The sequence below is a fragment of the Nitrospira sp. genome (assembly GCA_005116745.1).
Lineage (GTDB): Bacteria > Nitrospirota > Nitrospiria > Nitrospirales > Nitrospiraceae > Nitrospira_D.
On sequence record SWDS01000006.1, the window covers coordinates 711,796 to 732,686 of the forward strand.

Annotated in this window: 16 protein-coding genes; 8 read left to right on the plus strand and 8 right to left on the minus strand. The window is 56.4% G+C overall.

Annotated elements, in window-relative coordinates:
• Positions 1-47 precede the first annotated feature (47 nt).
• The 8 genes from E8D52_09115 to E8D52_09150 all read right to left on the minus strand — a co-directional run bounded on the left by E8D52_09115 (position 48) and on the right by E8D52_09150 (position 8,990).
• A complete protein-coding gene (locus E8D52_09115) occupies positions 48-1,184 on the minus strand; it encodes a BMP family ABC transporter substrate-binding protein (GenBank protein TKB69119.1) in 1,137 nt (378 codons plus the stop codon).
• Between the two features lie 172 nt (positions 1,185-1,356).
• Positions 1,357-2,307: a carbamate kinase gene (arcC, locus tag E8D52_09120; GenBank protein ID TKB69120.1), complete on the minus strand. Its 951-nt coding sequence runs from the start codon at positions 2,305-2,307 to the stop codon at positions 1,357-1,359.
• Between the two features lie 18 nt (positions 2,308-2,325).
• Complete coding sequence (locus E8D52_09125; GenBank protein TKB69460.1) at positions 2,326-3,735, minus strand: DUF1116 domain-containing protein; 1,410 nt, start codon at positions 3,733-3,735, stop codon at positions 2,326-2,328.
• On the minus strand, positions 3,735-5,291 hold the full coding sequence (fdrA, locus tag E8D52_09130; GenBank protein ID TKB69121.1) for an acyl-CoA synthetase FdrA: 1,557 nt from the start codon (positions 5,289-5,291) through the stop codon (positions 3,735-3,737). The genes E8D52_09125 and fdrA overlap by 1 nt, the downstream gene beginning before the upstream one ends.
• A 305-nt stretch (positions 5,292-5,596) precedes the next feature.
• The gene (locus E8D52_09135; protein ID TKB69122.1) at positions 5,597-6,181 is read right to left on the minus strand and encodes a DUF2877 domain-containing protein; all 585 of its coding nucleotides are present in this window, start codon (positions 6,179-6,181) and stop codon (positions 5,597-5,599) included.
• A 434-nt stretch (positions 6,182-6,615) separates the two neighbouring features.
• A complete protein-coding gene (locus E8D52_09140) occupies positions 6,616-7,326 on the minus strand; it encodes a GntR family transcriptional regulator (protein TKB69123.1) in 711 nt (236 codons plus the stop codon).
• A 256-nt stretch (positions 7,327-7,582) separates the two neighbouring features.
• Complete coding sequence (locus tag E8D52_09145) at positions 7,583-8,383, minus strand: GntR family transcriptional regulator (GenBank protein TKB69124.1); 801 nt, start codon at positions 8,381-8,383, stop codon at positions 7,583-7,585.
• A gap of 28 nt (positions 8,384-8,411) precedes the next feature.
• The gene (locus tag E8D52_09150) at positions 8,412-8,990 is read right to left on the minus strand and encodes a Slp family lipoprotein (protein TKB69125.1); all 579 of its coding nucleotides are present in this window, start codon (positions 8,988-8,990) and stop codon (positions 8,412-8,414) included.
• Between the two features lie 45 nt (positions 8,991-9,035).
• Between E8D52_09150 and E8D52_09155 the strand changes: the two genes are divergently transcribed.
• The 8 genes from E8D52_09155 (at position 9,036) to E8D52_09190 (ending at position 20,889) form a co-directional block, all read left to right on the plus strand.
• The gene (locus E8D52_09155; GenBank protein TKB69126.1) at positions 9,036-9,692 is read left to right on the plus strand and encodes a disulfide bond formation protein DsbA; all 657 of its coding nucleotides are present in this window, start codon (positions 9,036-9,038) and stop codon (positions 9,690-9,692) included.
• Between the two features lie 9 nt (positions 9,693-9,701).
• Positions 9,702-10,259, plus strand: a complete 558-nt coding sequence (locus E8D52_09160) for a sigma-70 family RNA polymerase sigma factor (GenBank protein TKB69127.1) — start codon at positions 9,702-9,704, stop codon at positions 10,257-10,259.
• Positions 10,260-10,411: 152 nt separating this feature from the next.
• Positions 10,412-13,165, plus strand: coding sequence for a heavy metal translocating P-type ATPase (locus tag E8D52_09165; GenBank protein TKB69128.1), 2,754 nt, complete (start codon positions 10,412-10,414; stop codon positions 13,163-13,165).
• A gap of 28 nt (positions 13,166-13,193) precedes the next feature.
• The gene (locus tag E8D52_09170) at positions 13,194-14,993 is read left to right on the plus strand and encodes a copper resistance system multicopper oxidase (GenBank protein TKB69129.1); all 1,800 of its coding nucleotides are present in this window, start codon (positions 13,194-13,196) and stop codon (positions 14,991-14,993) included.
• A 64-nt stretch (positions 14,994-15,057) separates the two neighbouring features.
• A complete protein-coding gene (locus E8D52_09175; protein TKB69130.1) occupies positions 15,058-15,882 on the plus strand; it encodes a copper resistance protein B in 825 nt (274 codons plus the stop codon).
• A gap of 115 nt (positions 15,883-15,997) precedes the next feature.
• The gene (locus tag E8D52_09180; protein TKB69131.1) at positions 15,998-16,453 is read left to right on the plus strand and encodes a hypothetical protein; all 456 of its coding nucleotides are present in this window, start codon (positions 15,998-16,000) and stop codon (positions 16,451-16,453) included.
• An 81-nt stretch (positions 16,454-16,534) separates the two neighbouring features.
• Entirely contained in the window at positions 16,535-17,752 is a 1,218-nt protein-coding gene (locus E8D52_09185; GenBank protein TKB69132.1) for an efflux RND transporter periplasmic adaptor subunit, read from the plus strand.
• Positions 17,749-20,889 (plus strand): efflux RND transporter permease subunit, encoded by a 3,141-nt coding sequence (locus E8D52_09190; protein ID TKB69133.1) that lies wholly within the window; start codon positions 17,749-17,751, stop codon positions 20,887-20,889. Before E8D52_09185 ends, E8D52_09190 begins: the two co-directional genes overlap by 4 nt.
• The last annotated feature ends 2 nt before the right edge of the window (positions 20,890-20,891 follow it).

The window sequence follows — 20,891 nt, forward strand, 5'->3', positions numbered from 1 at the left end:
GAGGAACGGTTCCAGCGCTTTATTCAAGGTCTGTGGCACGGCTATGCTCACGACTTGGTTGAACCGATGACTCCCTCGACCAGCCAATCCATACTTTCCAGCCAGATATCCGTCTGGACATGTTCCTTGCCTGCAGCAATGACGACGCGACCGGCATTGTCTTTGATCGGGCCCTTGTACACGACCATCCCCCCACCCATGAATTTGTCTTTGGCGGCGTCGGCTTGTTTGCGAACAGCGTCGGTGACGACCTGGTTATAGTCCGATACCTTGACGATTCCTTCCTTTAAACCACCACGCACGAGATGAGGTACAGTCTGCCCTTTTCGAATCATGTCGGCATAATCCATGTAGACCTTGGCCCAATTCCATTCTGCTCCTGTGAGATACCCTTTCGGGGCAAGCTTGGATTGGTTGCAGTGGTACCCGGTGCAATAGACGCCCCGCTTTTCGGCAGTTGTGATGACGACCTTGGGACTGTCGACGTGGCAGGTGATGACATCGATGCCTTGGTCGACCAAACTGTTCGTGGCTTCCGCTTCACGGACCGGCAGCGACCAGTCGCCCGTAAAAATCACATTGGTCGTACAGTTGGGTCTGATGCTGCGGGCACCGAGGGTATAGTTGTTGATGTTGCGCAAGACTTGCGGAATGGGCTTCGCCGCCACAAACCCCAGCTTCCCGCTCTTGCTCATGCCACCTGCGACGATGCCGGCGATATATTGCGACTCATCGATGAAGCCAAAGTAACTCCCGACGTTCTTGGGGTGTTTACCCTCTTGGTACAGCCCACCGCAATGCAGAAACTGGATGTTGGGAAATTGTGGTGCGACCTTGATTATATGGGGATCGAAATAACCGAAGGAGGTGGGAAACAATACTTGTGCTCCGTCCAGCTTGACCATGCTTTCCATGGTTTTCTGAACTTCGATGGTCTCCGGGACCTTTTCTTCATCGAAGGCTTTTACCCAATCAAGCTTGGCGACCGCCGCTTTCCCTTCAAAATGTGCCTGATTGTATCCATAGTCGTCTCGTGGGCCTACAAAGATGAAGCCCATCTTCACCTTGTCCGATGCGCCCCAGGCGTGGCCGATCCACTTCACGTTGCCCAACATGCCCAGCGTCCCGGCAGCTGCAGTCCCCTGTAGTACTTGGCGTCTCGTCAGTTTGCGTGATTCGGACATATGCCCCTCCCTCAGGGTGAGATGTGTATGGCGACCTACTAGGATGCTGAAAAAGTCCGCCAGCTGCGTTCTCGCATCGCTCAAAGGCGCAACGTACCGAAGCGTACGTCTTGCCTTTTCACTCGCTGCGGCCTTGCTGGGTAGCCCTTTTGAGCATCCTAAGCGTGCGGCATTACTTCACAATAAATGTTCCCGTTTCGCCGGCCAGGGCGCGACCAATATTCTCAGGATTGGTGATCAGCCCGGTTTGTCCACCCCCTTCTATGAATTCGATCACGGCCTGAATCTTTGGTCCCATGCTGCCTCTATCGAATTGATTGTCCGCATAGTGTTGCCTTGCTTCAGCCACGGTCATACGGTCCAGCCATCGCCGGTCCGGCTTATTGAAGTTGATCGCCACCTTTTCGACCCCTGTGGAAACCAGCAACAAATCAGCCCCAATACCACGGGCCAGCAGGCTTGACGCTAAGTCCTTGTCAATAACAGCTTCGACGCCAATCAGGTTCCCTTCCTCGTCTTGAATCACAGGAATCCCACCGCCACCGCAAGCAATGACGACAAATCCAGCCCGAGCCAAGAGGTTGATGGCCGCCAATTCGACAATGGTCTTTGGCTGCGGCGACGGCACAACTCGCCGCCACCCGCGTCCCGCATCTTCCTTGACCACCCATCCTTGGCGAGAAGCGAGCCGTTGCGCGGTCTGTTCGTCCATCTGAGATCCGATCGGTTTAGAGGGATCGGCAAATGCCGGGTCGTGTCGGTCCACCAAGGTCTGCGTGATGATGGCCACCGCCTTTCGATCGATCTTCTGCTTGCGAAATTCGTTGTAGAGGGCTTTGAGGAACATGTATCCGATGCCACCCTGTAGGTCGGCATCGGCATAGTCCATCGGCACGGGAGGAACTTCCTCTAAGGCTAATTCGGAGCGGCGCAGAATGAAGCCGACTTGAGGACCGGTCCCATGGGTGATGACGACATTCCACCCGACTGCGATCATGTCCGCGATGTGATGTGTCGTGATGACCGCCTCGCGACTTTGATCCGGAATCGATTGGTGATCCTTGTCGCGGATCAACGCGTTGCCTCCGACAGCGACGACGGCAAGTTTGTTAGAGGTTCCCATAGGGTTCCTTCGAGTGCGTCACGTCGCACTTACCAACTTGGCCAGCGCAGACACGGCTTGTGTGAAGCAGGCGAGGGGAGCACGAGTGATCCCTGCTCCAATTTGCCCGACCCCTGCTTCGCGATGGGCAATCCCCGTGTTAATGATCGGTTGAATACCGGTATCGACGACCTTTCGGATGTCGATGCCCGCCGGTGAGCCGGCGAAGTTCAGTGCCGGCAGTGTGAAGGCATTGTTGCGGCCAATGGTGATATGCGTCATGGCCATGGTATTGTCGATCGCGTCCTGCGGCGTGCCGCCGACAAACTTGACGATGGCCGGGGACGCCGCCATGGCAAATCCGCCGACACCGGCGGTTTCAGTGATGGCACTATCTCCCAAGTCAGGCGCTGCGTCGGCCGCGCTGTATCCGGGAAAGAAGAGTCCATCGACGACCGGGGCTGGTGTCGTAAACCATCGGCTTCCGGTGCCGCTGACTCTGATGCCGAACTCGACACCATTACGGGCCATGGCTGTGACCATACTGCTGCCCGGAACGCCATGGGCTGCGTCGGTCATCGCTTTGCAGGCTGCCATGGACAGATTTAAGAAGAAGTGGTCGTTGCCGGCGATGAACTCGACGACCGCCGCGATGTCGGCAGCGGGGGTGCGTGTCTTCAACAATGCTGAGATGAGGCGTTTCAGGAACAACGAGGAGGCAGCAGCGTTACGATTATGCACTTCGTCGCCCATGTGGAGGGCCTGCGCCATCATAGGCTTGAGGTCGACCCCGCCTAGGAGTTCAACGCTCGCTCGCAGGGCTGGTGCGAGTACCTGCCCCATCCATTTGAGACGGGTGATCACGTCGGGACCGTTGGCGCCGAACCTGAGCGCCTTGCCGAGGCCCTCGTTAAAGTTGCTGAACGCCTGATATCCGTTGGTCGTATTAGTCACTATCCAGACCGGCATGGATGGGCTGATGATCCCGGCCATCGGCCCGACGGCATTGTGGTGGTGGCAAGGCTCGAACGCGATGTCGCCGCTGGAAGCCATGGCCTCTGCCATGGTGAGATTTTCTGCCCAGCCCTCATAGAGAATAGCTCCGACGATGGCCCCCTTCATGGGCCCGCACATATCCTTCCACGCAATGGGAGGACCACTGTGCAGGATCATTCGCTCTGCGATGTTGGGCAGCATCTGGCTGGCGGTGCCCACGCCGTTCAACACCGGCTGGGCCGATTGGTAAGCATCGAATGCTGTCTGGTTGGCGGTTTCAATGGAGAGCAGGTTGACCAACCTGGCCAACGCACGACCGACCTCCTGCTGCCCCTGAGCAGGCGGGGCCCATTCGATCTGGAGCACAGAACCGCCCGCCCTCGTGATGGAATCGGCGAAGGAAGATAGGCCGACATTCAAGACATGGAGCTTCTCCTGAAACAGGGCCTGTATCACAATCGTCCTCCGACGACGCTAGCCTTCTGGACGACAGAGGCAGCCATGCGCACGGCCTGAGCATTGCTCTCCGCAAGGATTACCCCGGCTTCTCGAAAAGCCGCTTCCTGCTTGGACAGATCCTGAGGGTCCGCTGCTGTGCCGCAGACGAATCCTATGACGGCCAGGTGCCTGCCCGCTTTGGTGGCAAGATCCCGCGCCTTCTGAATCGCCGGGACCATTTCAGCGGCAGGATCTGGGTGAGATCCGTAGCCAAGGACAACGTCCAATAGAATTACTGCTACCTCGGGTTCGCTGGCTTCCTTGATCAGCCGCTCATTTCGGAGCCGATGGTCGATCATGGGATGGGGGCGTCCGCGAGTGAAGAGATCGTCGCCCAGATCAATGACCGTGTGCTTTCGACTGGTCCAGACATCGCTCAAACGATCCTCTGGCTCCACTGGAGTGTTGGAATTGATCTGCCCCAGTTCTTTCTTCAGGAGGAGCGACGCCTCGTAGCAAAAGGTGCCGCCGCTATAGAGGCCCCGGATGTATCGCTGTTGTGGACCAAGAGGTGTGATGGAAGGAGAGGTCACAGTCGCTCTCCTGGCTTCGGGAATCCTGCCGTTGCCGAGCGCCACCGCCGCCGCTGCTGCATCCTCGAGCGTTGCGGCAGGGTAAATATTCTCGCGTCTCACTCGATCGGGATCGGCACCAAGAAAATTGACGACCACCGGCTTGCCTGCGCCGCTGGCTGCCCCCAGTACCTTGCTGACTACTTCTGGTGACGGAGGTTTAGAAATGAGCACAATGACGGAGGTGGAGGGATCGGCTGCCAGTGCCTTCAGGCCCTGAAGCATGGACATACCGCCGACATCGCGGTGCAGATCGTGTCCGCCCGTTCCGATCGCCTGCGAGATGCCACTGCCCCATCGGTCGACCAGGCAGGTCACCTGTTGGAGACCAGTGCCAGATGCGGCGACGACACCGATGACTCCGCGACGCACCACATTCGCGAACGCAAGCGGGATGCCATTGATAATGGCGGTTCCGCAGTCCGGGCCCATGACAATGAGATCACGCTCCTGGGCGAACTGTTTGAGTGCGATTTCGTCCTTAAGCTCGACGTTGTCGCTGAAGAGCATGACATTGAGGCCGAGACTCAAGGCCTTGAAGGCCTCCGCCGCGGCGTACTCGCCCGGCGTGGAGATCAAAACGAGGTTTGCGCCGACGAGGTTCCCAAGCCCCATCTCGATGCTGCGCGGAGACATGCCGCGTGATTGTTCATTGCCGGTCGACGAAGGGGAAGGTTGCTTCAGCGCGGATTCTGCCGCAGTAAGCGCCGATTCAAGTGCCTCGGCATTTCCTTGAAGAGCGATCAACAAGTCGTTGGCGCCGGCTTCAACGGGTTCCGCCAACAGGCCCGCTTCCACAAGAAGTGTCACATTGTTGGGAGAGGCCATGATGGCCGACGCTTGTTCCACGCCAGGCAGCTTGGTAATCGTGGAAGACAGCTGCATCAACGAGACGGAATCACGATAGAAGTTCCGGATTATTTTTGTCGCCCTGGCCATGTAGACGGTCTCCCATCGACGTCTCGCCTTGGCAGGCTCACGGCGTCAACGTCAGGCGGGTAGGTGACCTCCCGCCGATGGCTTATTATGTGGCGAACGTCAAATCCAGCAGCGTGATGCCTCGTCTAAGAATAAGGAACGAACGACCGAAGAGTACGGCCGACTTACTATCTGATATTTGGCAGCTAACTTGAACACAAGATTGTATACCAAGTCAAGGGCAAAGCCGGGGTTCGAGTCATAGGCCGAATCAGCTCGAGGAACGACCATCGTCTCATCACCTCTTACATCTTTCGATTCTGGTTTCATGGTTGGGCCGTTGAATCGCAGAGAACAGACAAACGAAGAAGGTCACTGAAAATCAGATGCGGAGGCAGGCCCTGCCAGACAAGACAGCCCAACAGCAGGCCTAACACCCCGTCGGAGCCAGAAGTATGGCCGACTTGCAACGCGGCTTGCGTGGCTGCCCTGATGTTGCTCATATCGTTTGCCTGGGTCAGTCGCTGCGCTAATTTCGCGATCGATTCAGAGACATGGCCCTTGGCTGCGGATCGGAGATAGGTGCAGCTAATTTCATTGGTATTCTGTGACACTTGGGACAGTTCAGAGCCTAAGGCCATCAGAAATTGCATCCGAGATAGGCTGGCCCCTGCCGTGCACCATAATCCGGCCAAATAACCCACGAGAAAATCATCGCCTGAGGGAGTCAATCCGTACCCAAGTCCGATCAGTGATTGAACGGAGATCATGGCCTCTCTTAATTGGAGGCGACATGTCGTCTGTAGGAGTGACGGGATAGTGTAAGCACCCTGTTGGAGAAGAATCTCCGTGGCCGCTGGCGTGATAGGTCGTCCTTCTGATAGGAAAAAAGCACCCAGATTCTCCGACATGCCACTTTTATAATGATGCAATTTCAATTCGGACCAAGCAACTGCCCAGGATTGAGCATGAGTGGGCCGGCAAAGATCGATGTGCAACCCTTTGAGATCGATGTGCCAGGGGCGTGCAGGTCGCAGATCGACGGAACACTCAGTTCCGTTGATGCGGAGTATTCCTCCCCGACATGCGGCTGATTGTCCAACTCGAAGGGTATGAAGGAAGTCAAAATGAGATGAGGTGTCTAAGCGAATGCCGTGAGGGACATTGCCTTTCTGGCATGGGAGTAGGGTCAGCAGCGTACCAGACTCTAGCGATACATTGCAGGCCTGGCGGAACACGCTATGCACGGTTCCGCTGAAAGGATGTGATGGTACCTGAATGCCGACCGAAAGGGCCTGGAAGCGCACGATGGGTACCCCATCGTCCCGAAATTACGGGGCGTTCATTAGGTTTTCATCGAGTAGGCTCTGGCCAATGCATCCTTGATCGCCGTATGGACGTTGTTGCGCCCCTCTTCGATGTTTTGTTGCATGGCGGCGCGCGCCTTCCGTCCATCCTTGGCGGCGATGTGCTTCAGGATCTCCAGATGTTGACGGCATGTGCTTTCGGCTCGATCGGCCTTGTCAAAATCGATCATACGAAAAAGCATCAATCGTTCGTTGATGGTACGAAGGTACCGCAAAAGCGTCTTGTTCCCTGCAGCATGGGCGAGCATCTCGTGAAACTGAGTGTCTAGTCTGGCGAGTTCCTCGGCCTTCTTGGAAGATCCGTTCAGCAGGTCGGTCCATGTCCGCTTCAGCTTAACCAAGTCTTCTATATCATTCTCATTGAGCGGACCTCTTCTCGCCAAGCACTCAACGGCATATAGTTCCAACGCGACGCGGACCTCGTACAGCTCCTCGATCTCATTGATGTTGTGCTGCCTGACCACGTAGCCACGATTCGGCAATTTTTTTACGAATCCGTCGGTTGCCAGTACACGGAGTGCTTCCCGCACAGGGCTCCGACTCACGTTGAATATCTTGCAGAGTTCGACTTCGGTCAGCCGATGTTCGGGTGGGTAGTGCCAGTGAATGATCTGTTCTTTCAGCGTGGCGACAATTGATGCACTCAGGTTGGATGGTTCTCTTTCCACCATTCGGTCGTTTCGAATCATTATGTTCTTTCGGGACTCCGAGCCTCAGGAATAATCCAAGGTGGATGGCACATGAGGTACGGGCAGACAACCGGTTTTACTTCCTGCGGCGCCAACGCTATGCATTGTATGCAATAAGGTCTACGAAGTTCAATCTGTCTGGACGTCTTGCTCGTGCGCACTCTCACGGTATGAACAATGTCGAGCGTTGGGAGGGGGGATGGGACGAGGCGAACCCAAGATGCCGACCATCGTTCCAGAGCAGACGCAGTACAATTTAGGTATTCTTTAAGTAAGCTCTGGCCAGCGCATCCTTGATCGTTGTAGGGATGAGGCGGCGTCCTTCCTCGATATTCATCTGCATGGCGGCACGCGCACCTAGGGCATCCTTGGCCACAATCCGATTCAAAATCTCCAGATGTTGGTGGCAGGTGTGTTTCGCACGGTCTCGTCTCTCGAAATCGAGCATTCGAAACAGCCTGAGGCGTTCATTGATGGTCCGAAGGTGCCGCAGAAGAGATTTATTTCCCAGGGCTCGGGCCAGTGTATCGTGAAAGAGTGTGTCCAGGATGGCGAATTCCTCTGGTTTCTTGGACGATTCCTTCAAAAGTTCGGTCCAGGTTTGTTTAAGGTCGGCAAGATCGGCAGCAAGCTGTGTCGTCTGTTTCTTGGTCGCGAGGCGTTCGACGGTATAGAGCTCCAGGGCTAGGCGTACCTCATACAGCTCCTCGATTTCTTCGATGTTATACTGCTTGACCGCGTAACTCCGATTCGGCAGTTTTTTGACGAAGCCATCAGCTGCCAACACCCGGAGCGCCTCCCGAACTGGACTGCGGCTCACGCCGAAAGTCTTGCACAATTCGTCTTCGGTTAACCGGTGTTCCGGCGGGTAGTGCCAGTGAACGATGTGTTCCTTCAGTGTGTTCACGACGGACGAGCTTAGGTTCGAGGAGCCGTGTTTTTTCATTCGATCCTCCCGACGAGCTATCTTTGTCATCTGTGCTTCTCCATCGGGCAGGCATCTTGCCCCTGAGATGTTGGGTGCCAATAGGAAATGTCTGGTCTGAGGGGTGGGCATATGACGGTCGCTTGACCGATGAGGCTCATCAGTAGTAGGGCCAGGCGTGCCAGTATGGAGACCAGTAGGGTCCCCAATAGGGGCCAGGGCCGATGGGACGGCGAATGCGAGGAGGCTCCTCGTCGTTCTCGGTCCACACGCGCAGATTGGTGACGTTGAGAAGTGGGTAGGTGTACTCCGTCTCATCGAGTGGGAGAGTGACAGACCCAGCCATCTCTCCTGTAACGGTGACAAATGTACCGGGGGGGATCGTTGCAGGATCAAGGAATTGCTTCTGTATCGCGATGAATCGGCCCTGGGATTTGCTGAGGTCCATGGTTGGCTGGAGAGAGGAGTTCAGCGCCAATTGAAGAACTTCGATCCGTGTCCCCTCCTTCAAGCGCCTTGCGCCCAGCACCTTCCCTCCGAACGTCACCGGCTGTCCGTTGTATGATCCTGGTGTCTCCTGCACCTGCGCATAACTGATCTGAGAAGGGGCTGCAGGCACGGCGCCGGTCAGGTTTCCGTTTGAGGCACAGCCGGATACAATCAACAGCACCGACGCGATCCAAACAGGCCAAGATATTCGCATGACAAGAGTATAACAGAGCACAAGGAGGCGCTCCATCCGCTATAATGGGGCACGACTATTTACCCGTGAAAGGAGTTTCAGATGAACGGTCGGACGATGTCGATCTGGACGTGTGTGCTTGTAGTTGTGGGTGCGATTGGGTTTGTGCATGCACCGGTGAGTGCCGCTGTGGACAAGCCGGAACTGAAGGGCAAGTTCGAGATCCTCAAGGATGAGCCGTCGACTCATCAACCAGGCAAGGTGAAGGTGATCGAATTTGCGGATTTCTATTGCCCGCATTGTCATCACTTCGAGGAGACAGGGGTCCCTCTGTTACTGAAGGAATTTGGGAATAAGGTCGAGGTCACCATGGTCGGATTTCCCGTGATTCCTGGGAAGCTGCCGACCCCGTTTGACATGTATGAGCAGGCAAAACTGATGGGCAAAGGCGATCAGATGAAGGCTGTCTTGTTCCGCATCATTCACAAGGAAAAGCTCGATGGGGTGCTGGATCGTTCCATTCGCGCCATGTTGATCAGGGAGGTCGGGTTGGACGTCAACATGTTCGAAATGGGAATGGAAAGTGGAAAGCCGGCCAAGCTGTTTGAAGAGGGGCGTCGATGGGGCGAACGGATCAAGGTGTCATCCACGCCGTCGCTCTTGCTGGACGGGAATATCAAGGTCGATGGTGCGAACATGACACCTGAGAACGTCATCAGCATTATCCGGAGCATTCTCGAAGCGGACCGGAAGAAGTAGCGGTTAGTAATGGCGGAGGCGAGAGCCAACGGGATCATTCAACGACTCTTGGAGAACGAGTCCGCCTTCAGGCAGTTTATTCGACGCAGAGTAGGCGAAGCGACTCTCGTGGACGATATCCTTCAGCAAAGCCTTACGCGAGCGGTTGCTAGCGCTCATTCATTGGATAAGGAAGAAAGCGCGGTTGCCTGGTTTTACCGCATTCTTCGCCATGCGGTTGCCGATTATTATCGTGCATTGGAAGCTGAGGCCCGTCGTAATCAAGCCTTCCTGGAAGAATCGACCATTTCCGGTGATCATCAAGAGCCGCCGCTGGATGAGGTACGGGCTACCGCATGCGTCTGCCTTCACCGTCTCCTTCCGGGTCTCCGCGGGAACTACGCGGAACTCATTAAGCGCATCGATCTCGACGGTGAATCGCCGGAACTGGTGGCGAAAGATCTCAAGGTATCACGGAACAACCTTACCGTTCGCTTGCACAGAGCTCGACAGTCCTTACGAAACTCCCTTGAAGGTGCCTGTGGGATCTGTAGTAAACACGGCTGCCTCAACTGCACTTGCGGATAGCCACCTCACACGCTTACACGCATTGCGCCTCTTTCCCTCGTTTTCTTAGAGTTTTCAACGTGTTCTTCTCGCCCATCGTATTCTCTGTAATATTTGACGGCCTGTTCCGTCTGTAATTCTGAACGCGACAATAAGTAACCGTACCGGATAAAATGAAAGGAGTAAGACACATGATTCATAAATCGTCTAGCGGCTGCTGCGGGACGCAGCATGAAGGACATGACCGCATGACTGAGGATAGTCAAGATACCCAAGGTCTGTCGCACACCCACGTTAAGCAGGAGATCGACCCCATCTGCGGAATGACCGTCGATCCGGCCAAGGCGGCCGGTCGGTATGACCATAAAGGCACGACCTACTATTTCTGTGGGACATCCTGCCTGGAACGATTTCGCGCCGACCCCGACCGTGCGCTGAGCAAGAAACCACTGAATCTGATCACGATGCCTGCTCCACGGAAACCGTTGCCGATGATGGTGCAGGCGACGCCGGGTGAGATCGATCCCGTGTGCGGCATGACGGTGCAACCAGCCACTGCAGCCGGTTCCTATGAATACCGAGGAAAGACGTATTACTTCTGTGCCACTCGATGTCTAGAAAAGTTCAGAGCCGATTCCGACTATTATCTGACCCCACCGGACCAGCGCATTCCAAAGCCGATGCCTGCCCCAGCCGGCGGTAGCGTCCAGTATGTCTGCCCGATGGATCCAGAGGTGTCGGAAACCAAACCGGGCGCCTGCCCTGTCTGCGGGATGGCGCTGGAGCCAGCGGACGTGACTGTTGCGAGCACGCGGACTGAATATACCTGTCCCATGCATCCGGAAATTGTGCAGGCTGATCCTGGGAGTTGTTCGATCTGCGGGATGGCCTTGGAGCCTCTTACGGTGACGATGGAGGAGGCTAATCCTGAGCTGGTCAATATGACTCGCCGATTTTGGCAGAGCGTTGTGCTTGGCTTACCCATCCTGGCGTTGATGATTTCCGAGATGATGCCGAATCGGCCGTTGCAGCACTTCTTTTCAGCCAGAGCATTGGTCTGGTTTCAGTTCCTGTTGGCGACGCCGGTGGTGTTCTGGATCGGGTGGCCGTTGTTTGAACGAGCGTGGGCCTCGCTCGTCAATCGCCACCTTAATATGTTTACCCTCATCGGTCTTGGCACCGGTGCGGCCTATCTCTACAGCGTCGTGGCGACTCTCGCGCCAGGCCTGTTCCCTGATTCGTTCCGTGGTCACGGCGGAGAGCTCGCCGTCTACTTTGAACCAGCGGTTGCCATCATCGCGCTGGTTTTGCTGGGGCAGGTGCTGGAATTACGGGCGCGGAGTCGAACCAGTAGCGCTCTCAAGGCGCTCTTGGGGCTGGCACCGAAAACAGCGCGGATTGTCCGGGCTGATGGCCGCGAGGACGATATTCCATTGGACCAGGTCCAGGTGGGGGACCGATTACGCGTCCGACCAGGTGAGAAGATACCTGTGGATGGTGTAGTCGTGGATGGGACGAGTGCCGTTGACGAATCGATGGTCACCGGTGAATCGATTCCCGTGGAAAAGCGAGCAGGGCAGAAAGTGGTGGGCGCGACGGTCAACGGAACGGGGAGTTTCTTCATGCGGGCCGAGCGAGTCGGACGCGAGACGTTGCTCTCGCAAATTGTGCGCATGGTCAGCGAGGCCCAGCGTACCCGGGCGCCGATTCAACGGCTAGCTGATGTCGTGGCTGGGTATTTTGTGCCGATTGTGATCCTTGTGGCGATCATCACCTTCGTGATTTGGGCGGTCTACGGCCCGGAACCTCGGATGGCCTATGCCTTGCTCAATGCGGTTGCGGTGTTGATCATCGCTTGTCCCTGTGCATTGGGGCTTGCGACGCCCATGTCGATCATGGTCGGCACTGGACGTGGCGCGACGGCAGGGGTGTTGATCCGAAACGCGGAAGCGCTGGAGACTTTGGCCAAGGTGGATGTGCTGGTCGTTGATAAAACGGGAACACTCACGGAAGGCAAACCGCGTCTGATGACGGTGGCTCCTCTCCCGAATATGACAGAAATCGACCTGCTTCGGCTTGCAGGTGGATTGGAACAGAGTAGCGAGCATCCGCTGGCTGGCGCAATTGTGTCAGGGGCTCGCGAGAAAGGCCTCGCGTTGGCTGGCGCGAAAGATTTTCGTTCGCTTACGGGGAAGGGTGTTATGGGAACAGTGGAGGGTCGCTCGATAGCCGTGGGGACGCGACCCTTTTTCAACGAATTAGGTATCGATGCCGAATCGTTGGTTGCTCAGGCTGAACCGCTCAGGCAGGAGGGGCAGACGGTGATGTTCGTCGCCATCGATGGCAAACCAGCGGGGTTGCTGGGCGTGGCTGATCCGGTCAAGTCCACTACGCCGGAGGCCATCGATGTATTGCATCGTGAAGGACTGCGGATCGTCATGTTGACCGGCGACAATCGGACGACCGCTGAGGCGGTGGCGCGCAGGCTCCAGATCGACGAAGTGCAGGCCGATGTCTTGCCCGAGCAAAAGGCAGCGGTCATCAAGCGGTTCCAAGCAGACGGACATGTCGTGGCTATGGCGGGAGATGGGATCAACGATGCGCCGGCTTTGGCGCAGGCGCACGTGGGAATTGCCATGGGAACCGGGACCGATGTGGCGATGGAAAGCGCGGGGGTCACGCTGGTCAAGGGAGATCTCCGGGCCATCGCGAGAGCGCGCCGGTTGAGTCGAGGGACGATGAAGAACATTCGCCAGAACCTTTTCTTCGCGTTCGTGTACAACACGCTGGGGATTCCAATCGCCGCCGGGATTCTCTATCCATTCGTCGGGGTCCTCTTGAGCCCCATGATCGCCAGTGCCGCGATGACGTTCAGTTCCGTGTCGGTGATTGCGAACGCCTTGCGGCTACGCAAACTAGCTCTCTAACAACTCTTGGGCCTTCCGCTCATCGAAGATGAAGAACAAGGTCATATCGAGGCGCCTCCTACTGAAGCGAGCAGGAGTGTTGGGGCTACTCGCCGCGGTGCAACCGCTTCTTCCTTCCTGTGCGAATCATCCGTTACTCCGTGCCGCTCATCCCGATCCAGATTCTTCGACGCTGAGTGGTGAAGTGATCGACCTGATGATCAGTGAACGGTCCTTCACAATTGATGGGCGAACTGGGACTGCCACGACGATCAACGGGGCGATCCCTGGTCCGCTCATTCGTTTGAAGGAAGGCCAAGACGTAATCCTCAACGTCACGAACCATCTCAAAGAGGTCTCCTCGATTCACTGGCACGGAATCCTATTGCCTTCGCACATGGATGGCGTGCCGGGGGTCAGTTTTAACGGCATTGAGCCGGGAACTACATTCACCTACCGATTTCCCATCAAACAGAGCGGGACCTATTGGTATCACAGCCACTCGGGTGGTCAGGAATTACAGGGTATGTACGGGGCGATGATTCTCGACCCCATCGAGCCGGAGCCCTTTCGGTATGACCGAGACCATATCGTGATGCTTTCTGAGTGGAGTGATGAGTCCGCTGAGGTCATGTTGGGCAACCTCAAGAAGTTCTCCGGCTATTACAACTTCCAAAAGCGCGCCGCTCAGGAGTTTCGTTCAGACGCAGCGAGATGGGGATTCTGGCCGGCCCTGAAGAATTATATGATGTGGGACGAGATGCGAATGGATCCGACGGACTTTGCCGACGTGACCGGATCCACATTCACGTTTCTCATGAACGGCCTTCCACCCGCCGGCAACTGGACGGGTCTGTTTCGACCCGGCGAACGAGTGCGGCTGCGTTTCATCAATGCTGCCGCGATGACGTTTTATGATGTTCGCATTCCTGGTTTGACGATGATGGTGGTGCAGGCTGACGGCCAGAACATCCAGCCGGTTACTGTTGAAGAGTTTCGTTTTGGCCCTGCAGAAACCTACGATGTCATTGTCCAGGTAACCGAGGACCGTGCATACACGATCTTTGCGGAAACCATGGATCGGAGTGGCTATGCGCGGGGAACTCTTGCCCCTCGACCTGGAATGGAAGGGGAGAGTCCTGAGCGTCGTGCCCGTCCTCTTCGAACTATGGAGGACATGGGAATGATGGGACATGGCAACGGCCATAATGACCATACCGTGATGAGGTCCGGTACGAATCATCATGACACGATGCACGGTCAAGGTATGCAACATGGCCAGGAGGGTGCTGGTCGAGACCGTTCACCGATCCTAGGTGCGATACCGGTTAAGCATGGCCCCGATCACCACGGAACCGGTAACCAAACGGTGGCTGAATACGCTCAAAACAGGATGCACGAACCGGGAAGAGGATTTGAGCAGAGTTCCAGGCGTGTCCTTGTTTATACTGACTTGAAGAGCCTCGTTCCCTATCAAGACCAGCGAGCGCCGGAACGGGAGATCGAGCTTCATCTCACCGGCCACATGCAACGCTATATGTGGTCATTCGACGGCAAGAAGTATTCGGATGCGCCGGAGCCCATTCGTGTTCGCGACGGCGAGCGCCTGCGGCTTACGTTCGTCAACGATACGATGATGGAACATCCCCTCCACCTGCATGGGATGTGGATGTACCTCGAAAACGGTTCAGGGGCGTACCTTCCACGCAAACATACCGTCGTGGTCAAGCCAGCCGAACGGCTGTCCGTTGCGATCACTGCCGACGCCTCTGGGCCTTGGGCATTTCACTGCCATCTCCTTCTGCATATGGAAGCGGGAATGTTCCGTATTGTTGAGGTCTCTGCCTAGCTAACGGGAGATTGGGCTGGTGTGTGCAACTCTCCAGAACTGCTGTGCGATGCTGGCAGTCTGCATGCTGAGCGCAAGTATTGGCGCGACACGCACCTTGGCTGAATCCGTACCAGGGGACAGGGCTATCAGAACAGGCAGGTCTCCGACAGTGGCGCCTCTGCCGGAGCAAGCCCGAACCCTAGCGAACCTAGCGCCGCAACAGGGTTGGCCCAGTCCCGTGAATGACCAGGAACATCGTCTGTTCACGTTGGTTGACGTTCTGGAATATCGTCCTCGCACCAGCGGCAACGGCAGTAACAGTGATTACCGTTGGGATATCGAAGGTTGGTACGGCGGGGACTACAACCGGCTTTGGTTCAAGAGTGAAGGGCAACAGGACACTGCCTTCAAGGCGGACTACGATGTGGATTTCCAACTGCTGTATGGACGGTTTCTGTGGAAACATTACGACATTCAAGTGGGTGGTCGAATGGAAACGCAATCGTTTCGTGGCGGGAATGTGGCGCGCGGTATGGGGGTGATCGGGCTACAGGGAATTGTCCCGTACAACTACGAGTTTGAATCGTCGCTATTCATTGATCAGGGTGGCGCTGTGTCGGCTCGACTGTCGTATACGAAAGACTTTCTGCTCACGCAACGTCTCATCCTTCAAGGCCGCTTTCAAACAAACGTGGCTATCCAACGGGTGGAAGAGTTTACAACCGGCTCCGGGTTGAACAATCTGGAATTCGGGGCTCGCCTGCGCTACGAAATTCATCGGAAGTTTGCTCCTTACATCGGCCTGTCATTCGACCGCAGTTTCGGTGAGACTGCCAGGCTCGTCCGCCAACAGGGGGGAGACCCAAGTCAGATCCGATTTGTGGTTGGTGTGAGAGTGTGGTTCTGAGGGTTTCTGCCAGTCTGGGTATCCTCAGCATCAACCTTGTTGCAGGACGAGGTATGGGCGACCAGCACAGGGCATCTTGTTTGATGCATCTAAGCCACTGTGCTAGCCTACTACTATGAAGGTAGCACGGCGTCATATCCTCTCCTGGTCTCGTCTGATGGTCTTGGCCTGGACATCCTTGTGGATGTTGGCGGCTCCTCTGTTCCATGTGCATCCCGAGGCCGATCATCGCCATGGAGAAGTTGGGCATGTTCATGGCGGGACGGTTCACACCGTATGGTCTCCTGACCTCGACTGTGAGTTCGACAAACCAGCGCAGACAGTTCACGGTCACGCACAATTCGCACATTCGGGTGACAGCCATGCAGAGTTCGGTTTGTCGCTACTGACCGATTCAACCGATCGCAAATCCCTCAAGCCGCTGCTCATTCAAGTGCTCGGGCTTTCGCCGAATGCTGATGTCGGTATGGAGTACAATGTCTGGATACGGTGGAGCGTCGCCACTCTTCCATCTTCCTTCCTATTTATTCACGCCATCCCATCGCGCGGTCCTCCGAATCGTCTCGCATAGACGTCCTGCACGTTCACTCTATCTAGCTGGGTTATAGACACGCCTTGGACGAAAGGCCATGGTGAGAGGAGAGGTGCCAAGATGGCTTCCTGGAAGGCTATCTCGTCGAAATGTATTGTGCGGCTTGCTGTAGCCGTAGCGACTACTGCCGTATCTGCATCGTGCCAGCCGACACAGGACGAGACGCAGAAAAGGCCTCCGCAAGCGATACCACCTGCGACTCAAGCAGGTGTGATTGAGCTGCCGGATGGGAGTTCAATGCTCTCACAGATTCATACTGAGCGGGTGGCGCACCGTTCCATGCGAATGTCGCTGAAGGCGCAGGGAGGAAAGATTTTGCCCAATGAGAACCGGCTGGCCCATCTCGGCCCACGAGTGCCGGGACGCATCGTAGCCGTCTATGCCAATCTTGGCGATCGGGTGCAATCTGGAGAGCGGCTTATGTTGCTCGATAGTCCGGCGTTTGGTGAGGCACAGCTGGAATATCGCAAGCGGCGCACGGCGATGAGAGTGGTGGAAAAGGCCTTTGAACGGGCCAAGGCGCTCTCGGCCGAAGGTGCGATCGGGATTAGCGAATATCAACGGCGGGAAGCCGAGCATGAAAATGCCAAGGCAGAGCTCTACGCAGCAGAAGAGAAACTTCACTTGTTAGGTATGTCGGAACGCGAAATTGAGCGGCTATCTGCTGAACGGTTGCCCCATGCCGAAGTGGCTCAGGTATTTCTGCGGGCTCCCTTCTCCAGTGAAATCATCGAGCGGAATGCGACGGTCGGCGAAGTGGTCGACTCGAGTAAGACGCTCTTCACCGTGGCGGATCTCTCCACGGTGTGGGTCAGGGCGGACTTTCCAGAGCAGCAGATCAGCACACTGAAAACCGGACTTGCGGTGGAGGTTCGAGTCGCCGCCTATCCGGAGACAGTATTTCACGGCGCCATTACCTACATCGGTGCCATGATCGATCCGGCCACAAGGACGGTTACGGCACGTTTGCAGATTCCCAACTCGGATCGGCGTTTACGTCCGGAAATGTTCGCCGAGGTGACGGTACGCACGCAGGAACAATCGGTTTTGACCATACCGCGTACCGCGTTGCAGCAGGTCGGTAACCGCACCATGGTATTTGTCACACGAGGCTCGCGTCGGTTTGAATGGCTCGAAGTAACAATCGGAGAGTCGTCGAACGAATACGTCGAGGTCAAGGCCGGAGTGAAGGAAGGCGATGAGGTTGTCACGGAAGGCAGTTACGCGCTCAAGTCTGAAGCGCTTCGCGGTCAGATGTCGATGGGAGGCCCGCTGTGATCGAACGGCTGATCCGCGCATCACTTGAGCAGCGGGTCATTGTGCTGCTGGCGGCGTTCGGCGTGAGTATCGGCGGAGTGGTCGCGTTCCTTCATGTGCCGATTGATGCCTTCCCTGATGTGACGCCGGTCCAAGTCCAGGTCATTACCCGTGTTCCTGCTCTAGCGCCTCCGGAAATCGAGCGCCTCGTGACATTTCCGCTTGAGATTGAATTGATTAACTTGCCTGGGAAAACTGAACTTCGATCAATCTCGCGGTTCGGGATCTCAGTGATTACGGTGGTGTTTGGAGAGACGGTGGATAACTATTTTGCCCGGCAGCTGGTTTTCGAACGGCTGGCTCAGGTCCGTTCACAGTTGCCGCCGGGGGCCGAACCAGTCCTCGGGCCTGTGAGTACGGGGCTCAGCGAAGTCTTCATGTATCTTGTGGAGGGGCCATCACAGAGCCTTATGGAATTACGGACACTCCATGATTGGGTGATTCGTCCGATGCTGCGGGCCGTACCAGGGCTGGCGGACGTTGATACTCTGGGTGGATTGTCGAAGCAGTACCAGGTGCTCGTGGATCCCAATCGCTTGACCAGCCTGGGCCTTACCTTGCGGCAGGTTCAGACAGCGGTGACGGAGAATAACCAAAATGCCAGCGGCAGTTACATCGAGCGAGGCGGCGATAAGTTGGTGGTCTATGGCCAGGGGCTGGCACGGTCGGCTGAGGATTTGGAACGCATTGTCGTGACGGCCCGTCAGGGGACGCCGATCTACCTGAGGGATGTGGCGGAGGTTCGTCAGGGACATGCTATTCGCTTGGGCGGCGTCACACGAGACGGAACCGGCGAAGTGATGCAAGGTATCGCCGTCATGCTGCGCGGAGGAAACAGCCGACAGGTTGTTTCCGCAGTGAAGGAGAAGGTGGGATTGATCAATCGCCTATTGCCGGATGGCGTCACAATTACGCCGTTCTACGATCGGATTGAACTCGTGACCCGAGCGCTTGAAACGGTCGAGCGGGCCTTGTTGGAGGGGGCCGTTGTTGTAGTCCTCGTGCTCTATCTGTTTCTCAGAAGTCTGCGTGGTGCTCTGGTCGTCGCTCTGACATTACCGCTCGCCACGCTGACCACGTTCTTGATCATGCAGCGAGTCGGCCTCTCTGCCAATCTGATGTCGCTGGGAGGATTGGCCATTTCACTCGGGATGATCGTCGATGCCGCAATCGTGCAGGTAGAAAATGTCGAGCGGCATTTGAGCGAACGTTCCAAAGAACACACTGCGTTCGCTACCGTATCGGAGCGGCTTCCTGTGGTCCTTCGTGCTGTGCTGGAGGTGCGCCGGCCAAGCCTGTTCGGAGAATTGATTATCGCGCTCACATTCATCCCCTTGCTCACGCTCCAAGGGATCGAAGGCAAGATGTTTATCCCACTGGCGCTGACGGTGGTGATTGTCCTCTTGAGTTCGCTGGTGCTCTCGATGACGGTGATACCGGTGCTGGCAGTCTTACTGATGCGGCCTCGATCCAGGGGGGAGGGTGGATCAGCCTTGGTCACAGGGCGGAGGCTGTATCGGCAACTCCTAGAGATGGCCATTCGTCGTACCACGGTGGTTGTGATGGCGACCGTGATAGTTCTGGTCTGCGGCATCGCCATCATTCCCTTTGTCGGGAGGGAGTTTGTGCCGATCATGGATGAAGGGTCGATCGTGGTGAATTTGGTGCGGCTGCCGAGCATCGGTCTCAGTGAATCACTCAAGATTTCTGGACAGGTCGAGCGGCTGTTATTGGAACTTCCGGATGTACGTTCGGTGGTGACCCGCACGGGCGCAAATGAGTTAGGGACGGATCCGATGGGAATGGAGCTCAGCGACATGTATGTCTTGCTCAAGCCTGAATCAGATTGGAAGGCACGCAGCAAACATGAGATTGAAGACCTGGTTCGTCAGCGATTGGGGCAAGTGCCTGGCATTGCGTTCGGGTTGTCTCAGCCGATCGCTATGCGTGTGGATGAGCTGGTGTCTGGTGTTCGCTCTCAAGTGGCGGTCAAGCTCTTCGGAGACGACCTCGATGTCTTACGGGTGAAGGCAGAAGAGATCGCTCGTGTGCTGCGACAAGTGAAGGGCATCTCCGATCTCCGTGTCGAACAAGTCTCAGGACTGTATTACTTGAAGCTTGACGTCAATCGATCCAAGGTGGCGCGGCATGGAATCAATGTGGCCAACATCACGGAAGTGATCGAAGCCGTCGGTGCCGGTATCCGTGCCGGAGACGTCTTTGAAGGGCAACGGCGATTTCCGATCATCGTGCGGTTTCCGGATGACCGACGGGGCGATATTGAATCGATCAAGTCCCTCTGGGTGACGGCACAGGGTGGTGCTCGAATTCCCTTGCGGGAGTTGGCCGACATCCAAGTAGTAGAAGGTCCGGCGCAGATCAGCCGTGAACAGGCCAGCCGACGAGTAGTCATCGAGGCGAACGTGGTTGGGAGAGACCTGGTCGGGGCCGTGGAGGAGGCTCAGGGAGCCGTGGCCGGTCTCGTGCAATTCCCGACTGGCTACTATGTCACCTGGGGAGGACAATTCGAGAATCAGCAACGGGCGATGGCTCGCCTGGCCATCGTGGTGCCCGTCGTCATCGCACTCATTTTTCTGCTCTTGTTTTTGACGTTCGGGAATCTTCGGCAGGCCGCGCTGATTGTTCTCGCCATTCCGTTTGCGATGGTCGGCGGCCTGGCGGCGCTGTTGATTGGTGGGCTCTATCTCTCGGTCCCGGCCTCCGTCGGCTTCATCGCTCTATTCGGAGTGGCCGTGCTAAACGGGGTTGTGAAGATCGCCTACATCAACCAGCTGCGCGAACAGGGGATGCCGCTTGATGAGGCGGTATTGACCGGCATGGTCATGCGACTCCGGCCCATATTGATGACGGCACTCGTGGCTGCGCTCGGCCTGACGCCGTTACTCCTCGCGACGGGACCAGGCTCTGAGATCCAAAGACCGCTGGCAACGGTGGTCATCGGCGGATTAATCTCATCAACGGTCTTGACGTTGATCGTCTTACCGGTCCTGTATCGGTGGATCGAACAGCGTGCTGCCAAACGAAACAGGAGCAAGCAGCAGGACATCTCGCTTGCCACAATTCGTAGTCTATCGTGAAG

Bases quoted from the DNA above. Each gene is read 5' to 3' on its own strand.
- E8D52_09115 (TKB69119.1), bottom strand. From the start codon at position 1,184: ATGTCCGAATCACGCAAACTGACGAGACGCCAAGTACTACAGGGGACT.
- arcC (TKB69120.1), bottom strand. From the start codon at position 2,307: ATGGGAACCTCTAACAAACTTGCCGTCGTCGCTGTCGGAGGCAACGCG.
- fdrA (TKB69121.1), bottom strand. From the start codon at position 5,291: ATGGCCAGGGCGACAAAAATAATCCGGAACTTCTATCGTGATTCCGTC.
- E8D52_09135 (TKB69122.1), bottom strand. From the start codon at position 6,181: ATGTCGGAGAATCTGGGTGCTTTTTTCCTATCAGAAGGACGACCTATC.
- E8D52_09140 (TKB69123.1), bottom strand. From the start codon at position 7,326: ATGATTCGAAACGACCGAATGGTGGAAAGAGAACCATCCAACCTGAGT.
- E8D52_09145 (TKB69124.1), bottom strand. From the start codon at position 8,383: ATGCCCACCCCTCAGACCAGACATTTCCTATTGGCACCCAACATCTCA.
- E8D52_09150 (TKB69125.1), bottom strand. From the start codon at position 8,990: ATGGAGCGCCTCCTTGTGCTCTGTTATACTCTTGTCATGCGAATATCT.
- E8D52_09155 (TKB69126.1), top strand. From the start codon at position 9,036: ATGAACGGTCGGACGATGTCGATCTGGACGTGTGTGCTTGTAGTTGTG.
- E8D52_09160 (TKB69127.1), top strand. From the start codon at position 9,702: ATGGCGGAGGCGAGAGCCAACGGGATCATTCAACGACTCTTGGAGAAC.
- E8D52_09165 (TKB69128.1), top strand. From the start codon at position 10,412: ATGAAAGGAGTAAGACACATGATTCATAAATCGTCTAGCGGCTGCTGC.
- E8D52_09170 (TKB69129.1), top strand. From the start codon at position 13,194: ATGAAGAACAAGGTCATATCGAGGCGCCTCCTACTGAAGCGAGCAGGA.
- E8D52_09175 (TKB69130.1), top strand. From the start codon at position 15,058: ATGCTGAGCGCAAGTATTGGCGCGACACGCACCTTGGCTGAATCCGTA.
- E8D52_09180 (TKB69131.1), top strand. From the start codon at position 15,998: ATGAAGGTAGCACGGCGTCATATCCTCTCCTGGTCTCGTCTGATGGTC.
- E8D52_09185 (TKB69132.1), top strand. From the start codon at position 16,535: ATGGCTTCCTGGAAGGCTATCTCGTCGAAATGTATTGTGCGGCTTGCT.